We start from the raw sequence: 19,045 nt of genomic DNA, 5'->3' as shown, positions 1-19,045 counted from the left end.
GATGCGGCGGCCGTGTTCCATGAAAAGATAAGGTTCGTCGGAAAAATCCCAGCATAGCGTTACCCTCACGATGTCTTATGAAAGACAAATGCATTAATGAGATTTATTCTCATTAATGTAAGCTAAGCGTAGTTGATAATACGCTGATGCGGGAATGACAATTGTCAAAAAATATATCCAAAATTGTTCTATCCGCTTGCCATGCCTGAATCGACAAAGGCTTAGATCGATCAGAATGTCCGTCGGGCCTCGGCAGCCAGCGTTTTCAGATAATTCAGATCGCACAATTCCACGTGATGACTCCTTCACCGCGCATCCAGTCATGCTGAAACAGCACCTCGCCGTATTCATCGAGCGATAGCGTTTTTTTGACAAATGTCATTTGCCCTCTCGGAGGCTGGTATTACCATTAGGCCAGTAAATGAAAATAATAATCACTTGCATGGATTCGGCAAGCAAAATCACGGCATGCTGAATTGGAGAACAGAGTATGAGCGATCATGAAGCAGGACATAAATTTTTAGCCCGATTGGGGAAAAAACGTCTGCGCCCCGGCGGTAGAAAGGCAACTGAATGGCTGCTCAGTCAGGCTGGGTTCCGGCAAGACAGCGTCGTATTGGAAGTCGCCTGCAATATGGGCACCACGGCGATGGAAATTGCGCGTCGTTTTGGCTGTCAGGTCATTGGCGCGGATATGGATAAAGTGGCGCTACAGAAGGCGCAGGAGAATGTTGCAGCGAACGGCCTGGCATCGCAGGTCACGATTATGCAGGCGAATGCGCTGGAGCTGCCGTTTCCCGATAATCACTTTGACGTGGTGATTAATGAGGCCATGCTGACGATGTATGCCGACAAGGCCAAGAGCCGCATTATTGCCGAATATTATCGCGTGCTGAAACCGGGTGGCCGCCTGATTACCCATGACATCATGCTGCTTTCCGAGAAGGATACCGGGGCCTTGCAGGCGGTGGAACAGATGCACAAAGCGATCAACGTGCATGCTCAGCCGATGCTGCGTGAGCGCTGGGTGACGCTGTTTCAGGAATGTGGTTTTAGCAAGGTCAGCTACGATAACGGTGCAATGACGCTGCTGACGCCACAAGGGCTGATTTATGATGAAGGCGTAGTGGGGGCGGCACGCATCGTAAAAAATGCGCTGAAAAAAGAAAATCGCAGCATGTTCTTCAACATGTTTCATACCTTCCGCCGCAATCGAAACCAGCTTAACTATATTGCGGTATGCAGTACCAAGTAATGGCCACATTCATTTTGATTGCGTCGCGGTAACAAGGAAAAAGCGTGTAAGACAGGCGAAATCGTTTAACATACGTGACAATATTTAGAGACGCCTCATGCGGTTGCAGCCGTCACAGTGTGTTCTCTTCATTGCGCTTTTTATTGCGCTGGATTCCTTGTTACGGTGAACAATGCAGCCATTATCGCCGGGTGATATCCCGCTAAAGCATGCGACGCAGTTACCCCATTACAGCCAGCTAAAACAACAGCAGTACAGACGCGATCGCCGGAGTCTGGCACTGCTGTTGGCGTTTCTCGCATTCACGCTGGTCGTCAGCCTGTGCGCGGGGGAGCGCTGGATTTGGCCGATGGCCTGGCTGGATGACGCTCAGCAGCTCTTTGTCTGGCAGTTGCGTTTGCCCAGAACGCTGGCCGTAATGCTGGTGGGGGCGAGTCTGGCGATGTCGGGTACCGTGATGCAGGCCGTCTTTGATAATCCGCTGGCAGAACCGGGGCTGCTGGGCGTTGCCAACGGCGCAGGCATGGCCTTGGTGCTGACGGTACTGCTGGGGCAGGGATTGCTGCCTGTCTGGATGTTAAGCCTGAGTGCGATAGCTGGTGCGCTGCTGATTACCTTTCTGTTACTCCATTTTGCCCGTCGTCATATTTCCAACACCCGCTTATTACTCATCGGCATTGCGCTCGGGATTATCTGTAGCGCGGTGATGACCTGGGCCGTCTATTTCAGTACCAGCCTCGACTTACGCCAACTGATGTACTGGATGATGGGCGGTTTCAGTGGCATTGACTGGCGACATGGCTGGCTGATGTTGACGCTCTTGCCGCTGCTGCTGTGGCTGAGTCGTCAGGGCGCGGTACTGAACGGGTTGGCGCTTGGTGAGATTCAGGCGCGTCAGTTGGGCATTCCGGTCTATCGCTGGCGCACGATTCTCGTGCTGGTGATGGGCGTACAGGTCGGGTTGAGCGTGGCGCTGGCCGGCATCATTGCGTTTATTGGCCTGGTGATCCCACATATGTTGCGGCTGTGCGGGCTGACCGATCAGCGCTATTTATTGACCGGATGTGCGTTGGCCGGCGGCGGTGTTCTGCTACTGGCGGATACCGTTGCGCGTATTGTGCTAAGTTCAGCCGAGTTGCCGATAGGCGTGGTTACCGCTACGCTGGGATCGCCATGGTTTATCTGGCTGTTATTACGTAATCGACTCTAGCTCGTCTATCTTGCTGACGCGGCTGATTTTTACCAACAAAAGGATCAAAACGATGAGCACTGAAATCTATACTATTCCGCTGACCACCATCGACGGGAAAGCGACAACGTTTGAGGTGTTTAAAGGGCAAGTGGCGTTAGTCGTCAATGTCGCCTCTCAATGCGGCCTGACTAAACAATATGACGCGTTGGAAAAACTCTACGAAACCTATCGCGACAAAGGTCTGGTCGTGCTGGGATTCCCCTCCAATGAATTTGCAGGACAGGAACCGGGCTCGGAAGCAGAAATTCAGGAATTCTGCCGTGGGACGTTTGGCGTTCAGTTTCCGATGTTCAGCAAAATTGAAGTGAATGGCGAGAACCGTCACCCGCTGTACCAGTTATTGATTCGTCAGCAACCAGAAGCCAATGGAACCTGGAAAAGTGACTTTTTTGCGCGTTTGGTCAATAAAGGCCGTAAACCCAAGAATCCAGAAGACATCCTGTGGAACTTCGAAAAATTCCTGGTGGATCGTGAAGGGCTGGTGATTGAGCGTTTTGCGCCGGATATGGCACCAGACCATGACGCCATCGTGAATGCGATCGAAGAGGCGCTGGCAAAATAAGTGACGCAGCAGATTTCCTCGGTATTACAGTTGCGGCAGGCTGGTGCCTCGCCGCGTTTGTCACCGACGAGTGCGGAGTGTCGTCGTGGAGAATTGCTGCACATCATCGGCCCGAACGGCGCAGGAAAGAGTACCCTGCTGGCAAGATCGGCTGGCTTACTGGCAGGGGAAGGCGAGGTCTATCTGGCCGGCACGCCGTTGTCGCAGTATACGGCAGCGGATCTGGCTGTGCGACGCGCCTATCTGGCACAGCAACAACCGCCGCTGGCGCTGATGCCGGTATTCCAGTATTGGCAACGGCATCAACCGCCGCTGGCTGAGGAGTTCGCGGTCGGAAAGGTGGTACATTTTCTGGCAGAACGCCTGATGTTAACTGACAAACTGGCGCGCCCACTTACGCAACTGTCGGGAGGCGAGTGGCAGCGCGTTCGGCTGGTGGCGGCGCTGTTGCAGATTTGGCCGACGGTCAATCCGCACGCGCGTTTGCTGCTGTTGGATGAACCGACCAACAGCTTAGATGTGGCTCAGCAGGTGGCTCTGGATGCGTTACTGAGTGAACTCTGTCGTTTGGGTATCACCGTCGTGGTTTGCGCACACGATCTGAACCACAGCGCCCATCATGCGGATCGCGTGTGGCTGCTGTCAGAAGGCGCACTGGTGGCGAATGGCGAGACGGCGGAGGTCATGCTGCCGGAGGTGCTGTCTCCTGTATTTGGTGTCGCGTTTCAGCGGCACGTGGTTGATGGCAGAAACTGGATCATCACGCGCAGCGCCTAGCGCTGTAAGAAAATGGTGTCGTCAGAAAATAGGAAAAATCGCCTTTACTTGCCAGCTACCTCGATTAAACGCTAAATTAATCCAATACCTAGTATTTTCAAACGCTGTCAGCCTATGGCATCGGCGGTTTTATGGTAATCGCGCATGATACGTTTACGATCTGGTTTGCTCCTACGATCTGGTTTGCTCCTCGCCAGCCTGATGTTGGTCGGCTGTAGCAGTAGTCGGCACAATCCGCCGCCGAATTCGCGTCTGAGCGATTCGATTATGGTGATGGAGCAGCTAAACGACCAACTGGGGCAATGGTACAGAACACCTTATCGCTATGGCGGGTTGGATCGTAACGGCGTCGATTGTTCCGGCTTCGTCTACCTGACGTTTCGCGATAAGTTTGGCATGCAGTTGCCGCGCACCACGGAAGCACAAACCGAACTGGGTGAGCGCGTTGACCGTGAAAATCTGTTACCGGGTGATTTGGTCTTTTTCAAAACCGGCAGCGGCAGCAGTGAGCTGCACGTCGGCATTTATGACAAAGACGACCAGTTTATTCATGCTTCCACCAGTCAGGGTGTCATCCGCTCGTCGCTAGATAACGTGTACTGGAAACGGGCGTACTGGCAGGCCCGCCGCATCTAATTCCATTTCCTTATTTTGTTTTGTTGACAGCATGGAGCTACCCACTCATGTCCTCTCTGCGTTTACTCATCTCTGACTCTTACGATCCCTGGTTTAATCTGGCTGTAGAGGAGTGCATCTTTCGCCAGATGCCGACCACGCAGCGGGTGCTATTTTTGTGGCGCAATGCGGAAACCGTAGTCATTGGTCGTGCGCAGAACCCGTGGAAAGAGTGCAATACGCGGCGGATGGAAGAGGATGGCATCAAGCTGGCACGGCGCAGCAGCGGCGGCGGGGCGGTCTTCCACGATCTTGGCAATACCTGCTTTACCTTTATGGCGGGCAAGCCGGAATACGATAAAAGTGTTTCAACGCAGATTGTTCTGGATGCGCTTAGTTCGCTGGGGTTAAAGGCTAGCGCCTCGGGCCGTAACGATCTGGTGGTCGAAACCGCGGACGGCGTGCGCAAGGTGTCCGGTTCTGCCTATCGGGAAACCAAAGATCGCGGTTTTCATCATGGCACGCTGCTGCTGAACGCCGATCTCAGCCGCTTAGCCGATTATTTGAACCCGGATGTTAAGAAGCTCCAGGCAAAAGGAATTACGTCCGTGCGTTCCCGCGTCGCCAATCTGGTGGAATTGCTGCCTTCTGTCGATCATCAGGTCATTAGTCAGGCGGTGACGCAGGCCTTCTTTGATTATTTTGGCGAACAGTGCGAACCAGAAATCATCTCACCTTCCGCCTACCCAGACCTACCGGGATTCAGCGAGCAGTTTGCGCGTCAAAGTAGCTGGGAATGGAACTTCGGTCAGGCTCCGGATTTCTCGCATTTACTCGATAACCGCTTTGCCTGGGGCGGGGTTGAATTACATTTTGATGTAGAGCGCGGCGTGATCGTCCGCGCGCAGATTTATACCGATAGCCTGAATCCCGCGCCGTTAGAAGCACTCGCCTCCGCATTACAGGGAACGGCGTATCGCCCAGAAGCCTTGGCGGCGGCGTGTCAGGCACTGATTACCGCCTTCCCCGAACAGCAAAACGAACTACAGGAACTGGCTGATTGGCTGGCGCAGAGTTTGCGTTAGACGTCCTGTTTTTCTCAACGCATCGATGGCAAGGAAACGTAAGGGGAATAATACCCCTGCGTTTCCTCCGTGTTAATTTCATTACCATCCCTCTACACTTTCTGCTTACCCATGAGTCGTTGTGTGATGAGCGCGTGGCTCTCTTCACTTGAACAGAGTGGTATTAGGGAGACAGGATGCAGCAAACACCGTTATTCAATAATCACTATTTTCACCAGTTGCCGGGGTTCTACACCGCGCTACAGCCTACGCCGCTGCATGGCGCTCGCCTGCTTTATCACAGCGAGGGATTGGCCGCGGAGCTTGGCCTGTCTTCCGACTGGTTTACGCCAGAACAGAATGCCGTCTGGAGCGGCGAACGTTTGCTGCCGGGAATGGCGCCGCTGGCGCAGGTTTATAGCGGCCATCAGTTTGGCATGTGGGCTGGTCAACTGGGGGATGGGCGCGGCATTCTGCTGGGAGAACAACAGCTGTCGGATGGCCGTACTATGGACTGGCATCTCAAAGGTGCGGGGCTGACGCCGTATTCGCGCATGGGTGACGGTCGCGCGGTGCTGCGTTCGGCGATACGCGAATTTCTGGCCTCGGAAGCGATGCATCATCTGGGGATTCCCACCACGCGGGCGCTGACGATTGTCACCAGCACACATCTGGTGCAGCGTGAGCAGGAAGAAAAGGGCGCAATGCTGCTGCGCGTGGCGGAAAGCCATGTGCGCTTCGGCCATTTTGAGCATTTCTACCATCGCCGTGAGCCGGAAAAGGTGCGCCAACTGGTGGAGTATGTGATCGCTCGCCACTGGCCGCAGTGGGAGAACGACGAGCGTCGCTATGAGCTGTGGTTCTGCGATGTAGTAGAACGCACCGCTCGATTGATTACACATTGGCAGGCCGTCGGATTTGCGCACGGCGTAATGAATACGGACAACATGTCGATTTTAGGGCTGACCATCGACTACGGCCCTTATGGCTTTTTAGATGCGTATCAGCCTGGTTTCATTTGCAATCACTCCGACCATCGCGGGCGCTACGCGTTTGACAATCAGCCTGCCGTGGGACTGTGGAATCTACATCGGTTGGCGCAGGCGCTGTCGGGGTTGATGGACACTGACACACTGGAGCGCGCGCTTGCCCGCTATGAACCGGCGCTGCTGCAGCACTATGGCACGCTGATGCGCGCCAAGCTGGGCTTGTTTACCGCGAGCGCGGAGGATAATGACGTGCTGGTCGGGCTGTTGCGCCTGATGCAGCAGGAAGGCAGCGATTACACCCGCACGTTCCGCCTGCTGGCCGATAGCGAAAAGCAGGCATCGCATTCGCCGCTCCGTGATGAATTCATCGACAGGACTGCGTTCGATAGCTGGTTTGCGACCTACCGCCAGAGGCTGATGCAGGAAGAACAGGGCGATGAGGAACGTCGCCGCCTGATGAATGCGACGAACCCGAAATATATTCTGCGTAATTATCTGGCGCAGATGGCGATTGAACGGGCGGAAAACGATGATATCAGCGTGCTGGCGCGTCTGCATCAGACGTTGTGCCAACCGTTTGACGAACAGCCGGAGAAGAACGATTTAGCGGCGTTACCGCCAGAGTGGGGCAAACATCTGGAAATTTCCTGCTCCAGTTGAGCCGGAGCAGGGGACTTGGCTATTGCCGCAGATAAACCTGCGGAAGGGGGTAGTCAGGGTGTGAACCAACGCTGAGATCGGCGCGATACCAGTGGGTCAATGTGTCTGCTTGTAATACCTGCGCGGGCGTGCCTTGTGCAACTAGCTTCCCTTCGTGCAACAGCAGGATGCGGTCGGCATACAGCGCCGCCAGATTCAGGTCGTGCAGAACGCTGCACACGGATAACGGCTGTTCGCGCGTAAGCTGCTTGAGCAGCCGCAAGAGGTGCTGTTGATGATACAAATCCAGCGCCGACGTGGGTTCATCAAGAAACAACCAGCCCGGCGTCGGTTCTGGATGCCACAGCTGTGCCAGCACGCGGGCCAGTTGCACGCGCTGCTGTTCCCCGCCGGAAAGCTGACGATAGTCGCGCGTCGCCAGTTCCAGACAGCCTGTTTGCGCCATGACCTGCTGAATCACATCATCGTTTTTCGGATAGCGACCGTGAGGGGAGCGCCCCATTGCAACGACATCCCGCACGCTAAACGCAAACGCCATGCCGCTATGCTGGCGCATCACCGCCCGCGTTTTGGCGAGTGCGCCGGGCTGCCAGTGCGAAAAAGGCTGTCCGGCTAACAGGCACTCGCCTTCATCTGGCGTTAAATAACCGGTCAGTAAACGGAGCAGGGTAGATTTCCCTGCGCCGTTGGGGCCGATGATTGCGACGATTTCCCCACTGTGAAGCTCCAGAGAAACGTCGTCCGTCAGATAACGGCCGTTGGCCTGAAAGCGCAGATGGCGTGCGACTAACGTCCGGTCGAGCGCTGAGTCAGTCATTGCCCCGCCCTTTATGCTGAACGATCAGCCATAAGAAATACGGCCCGCCAATTAGGCTGCTTAACAACCCAACGGGCATTTCTGCCGGAGAAAGCAGCGTGCGTGCCAACGTATCCGCAAACAACAGCAGACAGGCACCGCCGAGGATAGAACCGGGAATGAGCCAGCGATGGTCGGCACCCAGATGCATGCGCATCAGGTGTGGAATGATAAGCCCGATAAACCCGATCACGCCGCTGACCGCCACTGCTACGCCAACCAACAGCGAACTGAGCAGCAGTAGCGTGTACTTGGTGCGTTTCACATTAACACCAAGGTAGTGCGCCTCTTCGTCCCCTAATTGCAACACGTTCAGACGGTGCGCGTAGTATAACGTGGCGATCGTGGCAGGGATGACCAACGTGCTGGCAACCAGCAGCATGGGCCACTGTGCCTGCCCGAGGCTCCCCATTCCCCACAGTGAGAACTGGCGTAGTTGCTGATCGGTGCTGATGTAGGTCAACACGCCGATGAGGGCAAGGCACAGCGCATTGAGCGCGATGCCTGCCAGCAATAATCGCGTTAATCCACCCTGTTCTGAGCGGCTGAGGATGAAAATAATCGCCGTAATTGCCAGACTGCCCGCGAAAGCAGCGAACATCGGGCCGTAAAGTGCCAGCAGCGGAGGCAGGCCAAGCGGCAGCACAATGGTTAGTGCGACGCAGAGTGCGGCGCCGCTGCTGATCCCAAGCAGGCCTGGATCGGCGAGCGGATTGCGAAATAACCCCTGCATAATCGCGCCAGAGCAAGCCAACGCGCCACCGACGAGGATCGCCAGCAGCACGCGGGGGACGCGGATATTCAACCAGATATGCCAGATTGGATCGTCAAGCGGCGTTTGCCATAGTATCTTGAGCGATAGGGTCAGCGCGCCCATGTTGGCGGCACCGACCATTAGTGCCACCATCAGTAACAGCAGTGCGATCAACCACGTGCGCGGGTGAAAGCGTGACGTCATTTGATCGCTTCGGCTGTCTGACGCAGCGTTGCCATCAGCGCTGGGGTTTCGAGCGTGAAGCCGAGCATCGCCATGTCATCGACCACTAACAGACGCTTGTTTTTACCCGCAGGCGTCAATGCCAAACCAGGTAATTTCCAGACCTGCGCTTCACCACCCAACGTTTTCAGCCCCTGACTGGATATCAGAATCAGATCCGGCGCACTGGCAATCACGCCTTCCTGTGACAATGGCTGGTAGCGCTCAACGTTTTGCATGGCATTTTTTAATCCGGCACTGCGGATAATCGTGTCTGGCGGGCTATTTTTACCCGCAGCCAGCGCGGTCATGCCGCCGTGGCTGAGAATGAATAGCACATTGACCGGCAGCGGTGAGGTTTTGACTGCCGCCAACTGTTGCTGATAAGTTTCCGTCAGTTTTTTACCTTCTGCGTCCTTTCCTAGCGTTTGAGCGATGGCCCCGATTTTCTTCGGTACCGCATCCAGTGATGGCTCGGCGGTGACATGAACCACTTTTGTGCCGCTGTCCGCCACCTGCTGCAGGATGAGTGATGGCTGGGACAGATCGCTGGCGAGAACCAGAGACGGTTTCATGGCCAGAATACCTTCCGCATTGAGGTGGCGCATGTAGCCCACGTCAGGCAGTTTCTTCACGGCTTCCGGGCGCAGACTGGTGCTATCACGCGCAACCAGATCTTTCTCCGCACCCAGCGCATAGATGATTTCCGTGACGTCGCCGCCGATAGAAACGATACGCTCGGCAGCAGACACCCCCAGCGGGAGTGTCAATAGCAGGGGAAATAGCCAGTTTTTCATGCAGCGAGATCCTTATGCGGTTTCAGGGCATCGATTTGGTTACGCCATTGCTGTTGTTCCGGCGTTCCTTCGGTACGTTGCCCGAAGAGTTGTGCAATTTGAGAGCCGTCTGCGGCATAGAGTTCGAGGCTGGTCACGACACCATCGACCGTCGGTTTACGCGTCACCCAGCTTTCAGCGATCGCGCCTTCGATCAAATGCAGGGTGAAATCTTTATTAAAGATGTTAATCCACTCTGCATGTTGCTCCATACGCTCTACACGCTCAAGCGTACCGGTGAAGATTTGCACACAGCCACGGTTACCGACAAATACCATGATCTCGTTCTGATCTTCACGCGCGGCAAACAGAATTTGCGACAGCGCATCGTTGTCTACACGGTAAGCCAAATCGTCAGCGACCGAGTTAAACGCCTGCTGGCGCGTCAGGTTATGGCGCTTGAGCAGAATGAAGAAATCATGCACGTCCGTCATCGCACGCCATTCTGCTTCAAGCTGAGGATTATGGGCAACGACCTGCTCAACTGCCGTGCTGTTTGCTGGACGAAGTGCCAAGGCTGGATTTTCGCTGCTGGTAAATTTCTCAACAAATAGCTGCCAGGCGGCCATGTCCGTGGTGTCGGTCGTGTAGACCTTCAGAATGGCATCACCCTGATGATCGAAAAATTGAATGCTCTGACGCTCACCGCGTGCGGTATTTTCACGCAGCGCAAAGGCGGAAGCCCACTGAGAAAGGAACAAACGCAGATCCAGCTCGCGCGGGTTGAGGATAAGACCGGCATGCCCATCCAGCGTCTGGTTCTGATAGTAACCGGTATGCTCATGCACGGCGTATTCGTTACGTGTGATCGACTTGGTATTACCAACCTGCTCCAGTGCGCTTAACCAAACTTTGGCGTCACCCTGCAGGCGCTTCGCATCGTGTCCGACACGGGCGTGGGTCAGTTCCGCTTCGCTGATGCCGAGTTGCGCAGCCAAATCGCGAGCGTATTTACGCGGATGTTCAACTTTCGCCTGGAGGTATTGTTGGTAAATGGACGTCTGCATCTCGTTCGTTCCCTTAATCGTTGTCGTATTAATCATAGCAATGAATGAGAATCATTTTCATGTAACAAAAACGCAACCTCAAGTGAAGTTTTCTTAATAAGTGGAATAAGAGGAAGCGTAAGAGGTAGTTACGTGCTGCGAGAGTGTGGGATAAGCGGCGGGAAAACAGCTGGCACACGACCGGAGAAGGTGAGTGTGCCAGCGTATATCGAATTAAAAACGACTGTCGACGGCGTCTGCCAGGCGAGACAGCAGCGTTTCGGTGTCCTGCCAGCTCAGGCAAGGATCGGTAATGGATTGCCCATACGCCAATGCCAGAGGGTTGATCGCCGGCTGGTTGCCTTCGATTAAGAAACTTTCCGCCATGATGCCCGCGATAGCGCGTGAACCGGTGCGAATTTGCTGGCAGATATCATCGGCTACGTCGAGTTGGCGACGATGTTGTTTCTGACAGTTGGCATGACTGAAATCGATCACCAGATGTTCGGGCAGCGAGAATTCACGCAGGTGAGCGCAGGCCGCAGCGATATCTTCCGCGTGGTAGTTCGGTTTTTTCCCGCCACGCATAATAATGTGGCCGAACGGGTTGCCCTGCGTTTTGTAGACCGACATGAAGCCCTGCTTATCCGGCGAGAGAAACATGTGCTGGGCACGAGCGGCACGAATGGCATCGACGGCGATGCGTGTATTACCGTCCGTCCCGTTCTTGAAGCCGACAGGGCAGGACAGCGCAGAAGCCATTTCCCGGTGGATCTGGCTTTCGGTGGTTCTCGCGCCAATCGCCCCCCAGCTAATCAAGTCGGCGATATACTGGCCGGTGACCATATCGAGGAATTCTGTCGCGGTCGGCAAGCCAAGCTGATTGACGTCCAGCAGCAAGCGGCGCGCAATTTCCAGCCCTTCATTCACCTGAAACGTTCCATTGAGCGCGGGGTCGGAAATGAGTCCCTTCCAACCCACCACTGTGCGCGGTTTTTCAAAATAGGTGCGCATGACGATTTCCAGTCGATCCTGATACTGCGTGCGTAGCGCAGCCAGACGGCGTGCATACTCTAACGCGCTGTCTGTGTCATGGATCGAACAAGGGCCAACCACGACGAGCAGGCGGAGATCTTGACCGGTTAGAATGGCTTCAATTTTCTTACGTGACGAGGTGACATTTTCGGCAACGGCAGGGGTAATTGGGAGTCTGGCGAGTAACGTTTGAGGCGTAACCAGACTCTCGATGCGTGCGCTCCGCAGTTCATCTGTTTGCAGCATGTTTTATCTCTGAATACGGTCAAGCCGAAAACGTGCCGTCACTGAAATGTATGGACATAACAGTGTGTTCAGGCAGCGTTTTCAGGCTATGTTTCCGACTAAAAGGTTGCTTCGCAGCGGCGAAATGCCGGGAAGTGATGGAGCACACAATAAACGAACTGGCGCACATTACAACCGCATCAGGATAAAAAACCTATCATGTACTAGTACATTCTTCGACTCATGCCGAGAATGTCGATAATTTTGGCGGAAATTTCCTCAACGGAATAATTGGTGGTATTGAGATACTTAATCTGGTGTTTGCGAAATAGCGCTTCCACTTCACTGAGTTCCATACGGCACTGGCGCAACGACGCATAGCGACTGTTGCCCCGGCGCTCTTCCCGAATGGCCGCCAGCCGTTCGGCATCAATGGTGAGCCCGAATAGCTTGTGCTGGAAAGGTTTCAACGCGTCGGGCAGGCGCAGGTTATCCATATCATCGGCAATAAAAGGATAGTTGGCGGCGCGAATGCCGAATTGCATCGCCAGATACAGGCTGGTCGGCGTTTTACCGCAGCGTGACACGCCCAGCAAAATAACCTGCGCCTGATCGAGATTGCGCAGCGAGATACCGTCATCGTGCGCCAGCGTATAGTCGATGGCGGCGATACGGGCGTCGTATTTGCTCAGGTTATTGGCCGTCAACCCGTGAGTGCGGTTGGCAATCGGTGTCGGCGGCGTGTTCAATTCTTCCTGCAAGGGAGCAACCAGCGCCTGTACGATATCCTGGCAAAACCCTTCGCTGCTGGTAATAATGTTACGTACGGTCGGTGTGACGATGGAGTAAAATACCAGCGGACGCAGACCGGTTTGCTGATACAACGTATTGATTTGCTCGCACACGGCTTTGGCGCGTGCTTCACTTTCCACGAAGGGTAAGGTATAGCTAACCGTGTTCACGGGGAACTGGGACAGCACCGCATGGCCCAGCACTTCTGCCGTAATGGCCGTACCGTCCGAGACATAAAATACGCTTCTTTCCACATAACCCCCTGTTGATATTTCCGACAACTCGAACACGTTAACCTCGTCAAAAATTGCGTTTCAAGAATACTTTTATTAAAACGCTATTTCATTATCTTCATGATAAAGAATACTAATCTTCTACGATATTGGATTTTTACCGCGTTAAGCAATCATTCACCGTGAAATCAGTTTTTTTTCATAGGTTGATCGATTCACCTGTCCATGTTCATCAAAACGCTATGCTAACCTGATTGCGTTGAGGCGATTCTCAACCGAACTCTTCCATACCCTAATTGTATGCAGAAAGGATTATTTTCGATGTCCAATAACGGCCCTGATTTGCGTAATGTCCTTTGGTATAACCAGCTCGGTATGCACGATGTTGAAAGGGTGGGAGGCAAGAATGCCTCTCTGGGTGAAATGATCACCAACCTTTCAGAATTGGGCGTAGCCGTTCCCAACGGCTTTGCGACAACGGCGCAGGCGTTTAATGATTTTCTTAATCAAAGCGGGATTAACCAGCGCATTTATGAGCTGCTCGATCGCACCGACATTGACGATCTGAGTCAACTGGCGAGCGCCGGTACGCAGATCCGCCAGTGGATTATTGATACGCCATTCCAGCCGGAGCTGGAGAAGGCAATCAGTGACGCCTACCAGCAACTGGCCGACGGTGAGAAAGACGCCTCGTTTGCCGTGCGTTCTTCCGCTACGGCAGAAGATATGCCGGATGCGTCCTTTGCCGGTCAGCAGGAAACCTTCCTGAACGTGCAGGGCATTGATGCCGTGATGGTGGCTGTGAAGCACGTATTTGCATCGCTGTTTAACGATCGTGCGATCTCCTATCGCGTACATCAGGGGTATGACCACCGTGGCGTGGCGCTGTCGGCGGGCGTGCAGCGCATGGTGCGGTCCGATCTGGCCTCTGCGGGCGTGATGTTTACCATTGATACCGAATCCGGTTTTGATCAGGTGGTGTTCATTACGTCGGCTTACGGTTTGGGTGAAATGGTGGTGCAGGGGGCGGTGAACCCGGACGAGTTCTATGTTCACAAGCCAACGTTGCAGAACAACAAACCTGCGATTGTGCGCCGTAATATGGGATCGAAAAAAATCCGTATGGTGTATGCCGCGAGCCAGGAACATGGCAAGCAGGTGCGGATTGAAGATGTGCCAGCAGAACAAACGACGCGTTTCAGTCTGACGGATGATGAAGTGCAGGCACTGGCGCGTCAGGCGCTGCTGATTGAGAAACACTACGGTCGTCCGATGGACATCGAGTGGGCGAAAGATGGCCACACCGGCAAGCTCTATATTGTGCAGGCGCGTCCGGAAACGGTTCGCTCTAACGGTCAGGTGATGGAGCGCTACCATCTGCCGGCCAGCGGTACGGTGCTGGTGGAAGGCCGTGCGATCGGTCACCGCATTGGCGCGGGTGAAGTGAAAGTGATTCAGGACATCAGCGAGATGCACCTGATCAACGCAGGCGATGTGCTGGTGACCGACATGACCGACCCAGACTGGGAACCGATCATGAAGAAAGCGGCGGCGATTGTCACCAATCGCGGCGGACGTACCTGTCACGCGGCGATTATCGCCCGCGAACTGGGCATTCCGGCCGTCGTAGGCTGCGGCGATGCAACCGAGCGTTTACGCAAGGGGCAGAAAGTGACTGTTTCCTGTGCGGAAGGCGACACGGGCTACGTGTATCAGGATCTGCTGGACTTCTCCGTGAAGAGTTCACAGATTGATGAAATGCCTGCACTGCCGCTGAAAATCATGATGAACGTGGGCAACCCTGATCGCGCGTTTGATTTTGCCTGCCTGCCAAACGATGGCGTCGGCCTGGCGCGTCTGGAATTCATCATCAACCGCATGATTGGCGTGCACCCGCGTGCGCTGCTGGAATTCGACCAGCAAACCCCTGAGGTGCAACGTGAGATCAAGACGCTGATGCAGGGCTTCGACGATCCGGTGGAGTTCTACGTCGGTCGTCTGACGGAAGGGATCGCGACGCTGGCAGCCGCATTCTCGCCGAAGCGCGTGATCGTCCGCCTGTCTGATTTTAAATCCAACGAGTACGCCAATCTGGTCGGCGGTGAGCGTTATGAGCCGGAAGAAGAGAACCCGATGCTGGGCTTCCGCGGTGCGGGTCGTTACGTGTCGCCGGACTTCAAAGCCTGTTTTGCGCTGGAATGTGAAGCAGTCAAACGCGTGCGTAACGTGATGGGGCTGAAGAACGTCGAGATCATGATCCCGTTCGTTCGTACCGTGGCACAAGCGGAAGCGGTGGTGGCTGAACTGGCGAATCAAGGTCTGCGCCGTGGCGAAGACGGCCTGAAAATCATCATGATGTGCGAAATTCCGTCCAACGCGCTGTTGGCCGATGAATTCCTGCAACACTTTGATGGCTTCTCTATCGGCTCAAACGACATGACGCAGTTGGCGCTAGGCTTGGATCGCGACTCCGGCGTGGTATCGTCGCTGTTCGATGAACGTAACGATGCGGTGAAGGCGCTGCTGTCGATGGCGATTAAGGCCGCCAAGAAACAGGGTAAATACGTCGGTATTTGCGGTCAGGGCCCGTCAGATCACGAAGATTTCGCGCTCTGGCTGATGGAGCAGGGCATCGATAGCCTGTCGCTTAACCCAGACACCGTGGTGCAAACCTGGATGAATCTGGCTGAGCACAAGTAATTAGTACGGTGAATGCCTGATGTGTAGTCATCAGGCATTTAGACTGTTAAAACCGTATTTACGAAATGAGAACGGTGGTAATGGATAGATCGTAAAGACGCTGTGAATACATCCCTGTACGCTCGGATTGCGCAGATATGAATCTCATCCCTGAGATTCACCCTTGCAGGGCCGTCGCAAGCGACGTTCAAAAACGTTCCTGACGTTTTTGTCCTTGGCGCAAACGCTTTACTCTTCTATTCCATTACCACCGCTCAGCAGCAGCTGATCGCAATCGGTACTAAAACATATTTTTCATATTACGGTGCCGCAATCAGGAAGGATTTAAACTGTGGCGTCATTACCGCGCTAAAGCCCTTATCCGTTTTGGTAATCAGATAAACCGCTAGCCCCTGCTGTTCTGCCAGTTTTAACGCCTTCTCTGTTCCCAACACCATCAAACCGGTATCCCAGCCATCCGCTTCCAGCGCTGTCGGTGCAATCACGGTCGCAGAAACTAGCTGATGAGTAATGGGTCTGCTCGTCTCGGGATCGATAACGTGAGAATAGCGCTTGCTGTCCTCTTCAAAATAATTCCGATAGCTGCCGGAAGTACTGATCGCATACCCCTGCAAATTCACCGCCGCCTGTGCTGCATTTTCCTGATCGGTGGGTTTCTGTATCGCCACACGCCACGGCGTTCCCTCAGCGTTCACCCCACGACTGGAAACCGCTCCACCGACGGAAACCAGATAGTTGGTGATCCCTTTACGCGTCATTAATTGCGCGAGAACGTCTGCGCCGTACCCTTCGCCCAGCGTGGAGAGATCGACATACAAATCCGGCAGATCTTTCTGAATCCATTCTCCTTTTTCGTCACCGATCAGCTTCAGGTGACGCAGCCCGACATGTTGTCGCGCTGCATCGATCTGCTGCTGGCTGGGAACCCGCGTAGGCTGCTTCTGCGGGCCGAACCCCCAGAGATTAACCAACGGGCCGACGGTGATATCCATCGCACCGTGCGTGGCTTTACCGATACGCAGCGCAGCCAGAATAATATCCGCCATGCCATTGCTGATGGGCTGGGGATCCGTTCCTCGGTACTGATTAAAACGCGACAGGACTGAATCGTCACGGTAGGTGGAAATCTCGTCATTGGCCCGCTCCAGCAGAACATCGATTTCTCGTTGCAACTGCTGTTTGTCCTCGGTGATGTTGCCGCTAATTTTTACGCTGTAAAACGTCCCCATGGTTTTGCCTTCAATGGTCAACAAAGGGCGCTGTGTCGTCGGCGTTGGATTATCGCAGGCTGTCAGAAGGCTGAATAAGCCACAGAGTAGTAATCTCTTCGCGGCAAGAGGCATCATGAAAAACTCCTGAAAAACTGAACTGAGGGTAGGCAAACAGGAGAATAACAAAAAAGGGATGAAGCGTAATTGAATGGAAGGCAAATGAAAGGAAAAAAAAGGCCCATCTCAGGGGATGGGCAAAGACTACACACAGCAATTCGTTACTCACTCTGACAAGGAGGAAACCTCATTGACAAACAGTAGGTTAATACTAGCTCCGGTATTTATCCTATGGATTATGCCCTACTCAGTCATTAAGAATCATCCTAATGGTTAATTATTTTTTAAGAATTAGCCTCTGGGTGTTTTTGTACTGTCAATAATATTGATGCATTGGAGAAATGATATCAAAATTTTTAGGACTAATCCCTAGGAATAAAGGGTTAATCATTAGCTATTTTTACTTATTGAAAAAAGGGGATGATAGCGCCGAAAAATAGTGTCAAAACCGTGCACGAAAAAAATAGTACTGAAGAAGCGATGCAGAGAGAGGGAATGCGTGGACGGCGTACCGCCCACGGGAAGCGAAACCGGTGACTGTCGGTCTTACTCTTTATCTGGCGTGTTAGACGTATTAACGGAAAGGATGTTTTGCGGTTCGGGGATTTCACGCATCCAGGCAAACAGCAGACGATAGGAAACGGCGAGGACGACCGGGCCAATAAATATCCCTATCATGCCAAACGCCAGTAAGCCGCCAATCACGCCGGAAAGAATCAGCAACATAGGAAGATCGGCACCCATTCTGATTAATACTGGGCGGATAACGTTATCGATGGTGCCAACGACGCAGCTCCAGACCAGCAGGATAGTGCCCCAGGTGGTATCGCCCGTCCAATACAGCCAGATAATCGCAGGAATCAATACTGGAAGCGGCCCTAATTGCGCCAGGCAACACAGAAACATCAGCACGGTTAATAGCGTAGTGTAAGGAATCCCAGACAGCCCCAGACCGATTCCGCCTAACACTGATTGCACGATGGCTGTTACCACCACGCCCAGGGCGACGGCGCGAATTGACTGTGCTGCCAGAATCACGGCGGCATCGCCGCGCTCTTGCCCCAGCCGAATGGCGAAGTGTCGCACAGCCTTCGCAACGGCTTCCCCCTTGTAATAGAGCAGGGCGCTGAAGATCAGCATCAGGGAGCAGTGCATCAGAAAGCGCCCGACATGCGCCGCCTGTTCCACCAGCCATGTCGCGGTTTTACCAAAATAGGGTTGCACCTTGGCGAATAGACCGCTGCCGCCGCTTTGCAACAGCGCCTGCCAACTGTTGAATAATTTCTCTCCCACTAAAGGAATGGATGTCAACCACTCCAGTGTCGGCGGCGAAAAGTTTTCCTGCCTGGCTCCCCAACTCATTAGCACCGAGCTGTTATCCACCACGCTACTGACAAGAACGGCAATCGGGACAATAAATAGCAGGATAAGTAGCAGCGTCATCACGAGCACGGCGAGAGAACGTCTCCCCCATAATAGCGCCTGAAATCTAATCAGCATCGGCCAGGTGGCAATGACCACCATACATGCCCAGGCGAATCCTAGGATAAAAGGCTGTACCACCCAAAAACAGGCAATAATCATGATGGTAATAAACACCAGACTGAACAGGATTCTGGCCAGATCAAGTCGTGGTGGCTGGGAATATTTGCTCAATGAATCGTTCCTCAATAGCAAAGAAAGGGCTTAGGCGAGGTCGCTTTGGTTAATCACGAATCATCATGAGATATTTCTGGGTGTTTTGACAGCGTGTTGAACATTTTGTTGGTCAAACGGCCATTAGCCAACACGCTGTATGTTTTTGCCGATCCGAGAGCGCACACGATTGCGAAATGTGATAAAACGTGATGTTCCCAGTGACAGCGCGGCTATATCGGGCTCTTCACAGGCATATCACGACATAT

General features: G+C 53.8%; 16 protein-coding genes and 1 other RNA gene. 8 read left to right on the top strand and 9 right to left on the bottom strand.

Translation table 11 applies throughout. The features are described from left to right. Positions 1-490: 490 nt before the first annotated feature. The 7 genes from IG609_RS12075 (at position 491) to IG609_RS12045 (ending at position 7,174) form a co-directional block, all read left to right on the top strand. A complete protein-coding gene (locus tag IG609_RS12075; protein ID WP_193400584.1) occupies positions 491-1,255 on the top strand; it encodes a class I SAM-dependent methyltransferase in 765 nt (254 codons plus the stop codon). A gap of 172 nt (positions 1,256-1,427) precedes the next feature. Beyond that, the gene (gene btuC / locus IG609_RS12070; RefSeq protein ID WP_193400585.1) at positions 1,428-2,465 is read left to right on the top strand and encodes a vitamin B12 ABC transporter permease BtuC; all 1,038 of its coding nucleotides are present in this window, start codon (positions 1,428-1,430) and stop codon (positions 2,463-2,465) included. Positions 2,466-2,517: 52 nt separating this feature from the next. Then, positions 2,518-3,069: a glutathione peroxidase gene (locus tag IG609_RS12065; protein ID WP_193397109.1), complete on the top strand. Its 552-nt coding sequence runs from the start codon at positions 2,518-2,520 to the stop codon at positions 3,067-3,069. After that, a complete protein-coding gene (btuD, locus tag IG609_RS12060) occupies positions 3,070-3,846 on the top strand; it encodes a vitamin B12 ABC transporter ATP-binding protein BtuD (RefSeq protein WP_193397108.1) in 777 nt (258 codons plus the stop codon). A 144-nt stretch (positions 3,847-3,990) separates the two neighbouring features. Next, on the top strand, positions 3,991-4,482 hold the full coding sequence (locus IG609_RS12055) for a C40 family peptidase (protein ID WP_193400587.1): 492 nt from the start codon (positions 3,991-3,993) through the stop codon (positions 4,480-4,482). Between the two features lie 47 nt (positions 4,483-4,529). Continuing rightward, positions 4,530-5,546, top strand: coding sequence for a lipoate--protein ligase (gene lplA, locus IG609_RS12050; protein ID WP_193400589.1), 1,017 nt, complete (start codon positions 4,530-4,532; stop codon positions 5,544-5,546). Positions 5,547-5,722: 176 nt separating this feature from the next. Next, the gene (locus tag IG609_RS12045; protein WP_193400591.1) at positions 5,723-7,174 is read left to right on the top strand and encodes a protein adenylyltransferase SelO; all 1,452 of its coding nucleotides are present in this window, start codon (positions 5,723-5,725) and stop codon (positions 7,172-7,174) included. A gap of 19 nt (positions 7,175-7,193) precedes the next feature. Here IG609_RS12045 and IG609_RS12040 read toward each other — a convergent pair whose 3' ends face one another. The 6 genes from IG609_RS12040 to ppsR form a co-directional block, all read right to left on the bottom strand. Continuing rightward, a complete protein-coding gene (locus tag IG609_RS12040) occupies positions 7,194-7,991 on the bottom strand; it encodes a heme ABC transporter ATP-binding protein (protein ID WP_193399888.1) in 798 nt (265 codons plus the stop codon). Next, entirely contained in the window at positions 7,984-8,988 is a 1,005-nt protein-coding gene (locus IG609_RS12035; protein ID WP_193397103.1) for a FecCD family ABC transporter permease, read from the bottom strand. Before IG609_RS12035 ends, IG609_RS12040 begins: the two co-directional genes overlap by 8 nt. Further along, entirely contained in the window at positions 8,985-9,803 is an 819-nt protein-coding gene (locus tag IG609_RS12030; protein ID WP_193397102.1) for a heme/hemin ABC transporter substrate-binding protein, read from the bottom strand. Before IG609_RS12030 ends, IG609_RS12035 begins: the two co-directional genes overlap by 4 nt. Then, complete coding sequence (locus IG609_RS12025; RefSeq protein ID WP_193400593.1) at positions 9,800-10,849, bottom strand: hemin-degrading factor; 1,050 nt, start codon at positions 10,847-10,849, stop codon at positions 9,800-9,802. The genes IG609_RS12030 and IG609_RS12025 overlap by 4 nt, the downstream gene beginning before the upstream one ends. Positions 10,850-11,062: 213 nt before the next feature. Further along, a complete protein-coding gene (locus IG609_RS12020) occupies positions 11,063-12,109 on the bottom strand; it encodes a 3-deoxy-7-phosphoheptulonate synthase (RefSeq protein ID WP_193400595.1) in 1,047 nt (348 codons plus the stop codon). Positions 12,110-12,312: 203 nt separating this feature from the next. Beyond that, positions 12,313-13,134 (bottom strand): posphoenolpyruvate synthetase regulatory kinase/phosphorylase PpsR, encoded by an 822-nt coding sequence (gene ppsR, locus IG609_RS12015; RefSeq protein WP_193397099.1) that lies wholly within the window; start codon positions 13,132-13,134, stop codon positions 12,313-12,315. 300 nt (positions 13,135-13,434) lie between these two features. Here ppsR and ppsA point away from each other — a divergent pair, with 300 nt between their 5' ends. Further along, positions 13,435-15,813, top strand: a complete 2,379-nt coding sequence (gene ppsA / locus IG609_RS12010; protein WP_193397098.1) for a phosphoenolpyruvate synthase — start codon at positions 13,435-13,437, stop codon at positions 15,811-15,813. A gap of 299 nt (positions 15,814-16,112) precedes the next feature. Here ppsA and apbE read toward each other — a convergent pair whose 3' ends face one another. The 3 genes from apbE to ydiK form a co-directional block, all read right to left on the bottom strand. Then, on the bottom strand, positions 16,113-17,159 hold the full coding sequence (gene apbE / locus IG609_RS12005) for an FAD:protein FMN transferase ApbE (RefSeq protein ID WP_193397097.1): 1,047 nt from the start codon (positions 17,157-17,159) through the stop codon (positions 16,113-16,115). Between the two features lie 91 nt (positions 17,160-17,250). Further along, positions 17,251-17,362, bottom strand: an RNA gene (gene rprA / locus IG609_RS12000) — antisense sRNA RprA. A gap of 325 nt (positions 17,363-17,687) precedes the next feature. Beyond that, on the bottom strand, positions 17,688-18,797 hold the full coding sequence (ydiK, locus tag IG609_RS11995; protein WP_180784355.1) for an AI-2E family transporter YdiK: 1,110 nt from the start codon (positions 18,795-18,797) through the stop codon (positions 17,688-17,690). Positions 18,798-19,045: the final 248 nt, after the last annotated feature.

It is taken from the genome of Pectobacterium quasiaquaticum (assembly GCF_014946775.2).
In the GTDB taxonomy this organism is placed as follows: Bacteria; Pseudomonadota; Gammaproteobacteria; order Enterobacterales; family Enterobacteriaceae; genus Pectobacterium; species Pectobacterium aquaticum.
Note: the sequence above shows the minus strand (reverse complement) of the source record. Positions and strands in the feature narration are given on the sequence as shown.

Excerpts from the sequence above, each read along its gene's own strand:
- IG609_RS12075 (WP_193400584.1), top strand. The coding sequence starts at position 491 with ATGAGCGATCATGAAGCAGGACATAAATTTTTAGCCCGATTGGGGAAA.
- btuC (WP_193400585.1), top strand. The coding sequence starts at position 1,428 with ATGCAGCCATTATCGCCGGGTGATATCCCGCTAAAGCATGCGACGCAG.
- IG609_RS12065 (WP_193397109.1), top strand. The coding sequence starts at position 2,518 with ATGAGCACTGAAATCTATACTATTCCGCTGACCACCATCGACGGGAAA.
- IG609_RS12055 (WP_193400587.1), top strand. The coding sequence starts at position 3,991 with ATGATACGTTTACGATCTGGTTTGCTCCTACGATCTGGTTTGCTCCTC.
- lplA (WP_193400589.1), top strand. The coding sequence starts at position 4,530 with ATGTCCTCTCTGCGTTTACTCATCTCTGACTCTTACGATCCCTGGTTT.
- IG609_RS12045 (WP_193400591.1), top strand. The coding sequence starts at position 5,723 with ATGCAGCAAACACCGTTATTCAATAATCACTATTTTCACCAGTTGCCG.
- IG609_RS12040 (WP_193399888.1), bottom strand. The coding sequence starts at position 7,991 with ATGACTGACTCAGCGCTCGACCGGACGTTAGTCGCACGCCATCTGCGC.
- IG609_RS12035 (WP_193397103.1), bottom strand. The coding sequence starts at position 8,988 with ATGACGTCACGCTTTCACCCGCGCACGTGGTTGATCGCACTGCTGTTA.
- IG609_RS12030 (WP_193397102.1), bottom strand. The coding sequence starts at position 9,803 with ATGAAAAACTGGCTATTTCCCCTGCTATTGACACTCCCGCTGGGGGTG.
- IG609_RS12025 (WP_193400593.1), bottom strand. The coding sequence starts at position 10,849 with ATGCAGACGTCCATTTACCAACAATACCTCCAGGCGAAAGTTGAACAT.
- IG609_RS12020 (WP_193400595.1), bottom strand. The coding sequence starts at position 12,109 with ATGCTGCAAACAGATGAACTGCGGAGCGCACGCATCGAGAGTCTGGTT.
- ppsA (WP_193397098.1), top strand. The coding sequence starts at position 13,435 with ATGTCCAATAACGGCCCTGATTTGCGTAATGTCCTTTGGTATAACCAG.
- apbE (WP_193397097.1), bottom strand. The coding sequence starts at position 17,159 with ATGATGCCTCTTGCCGCGAAGAGATTACTACTCTGTGGCTTATTCAGC.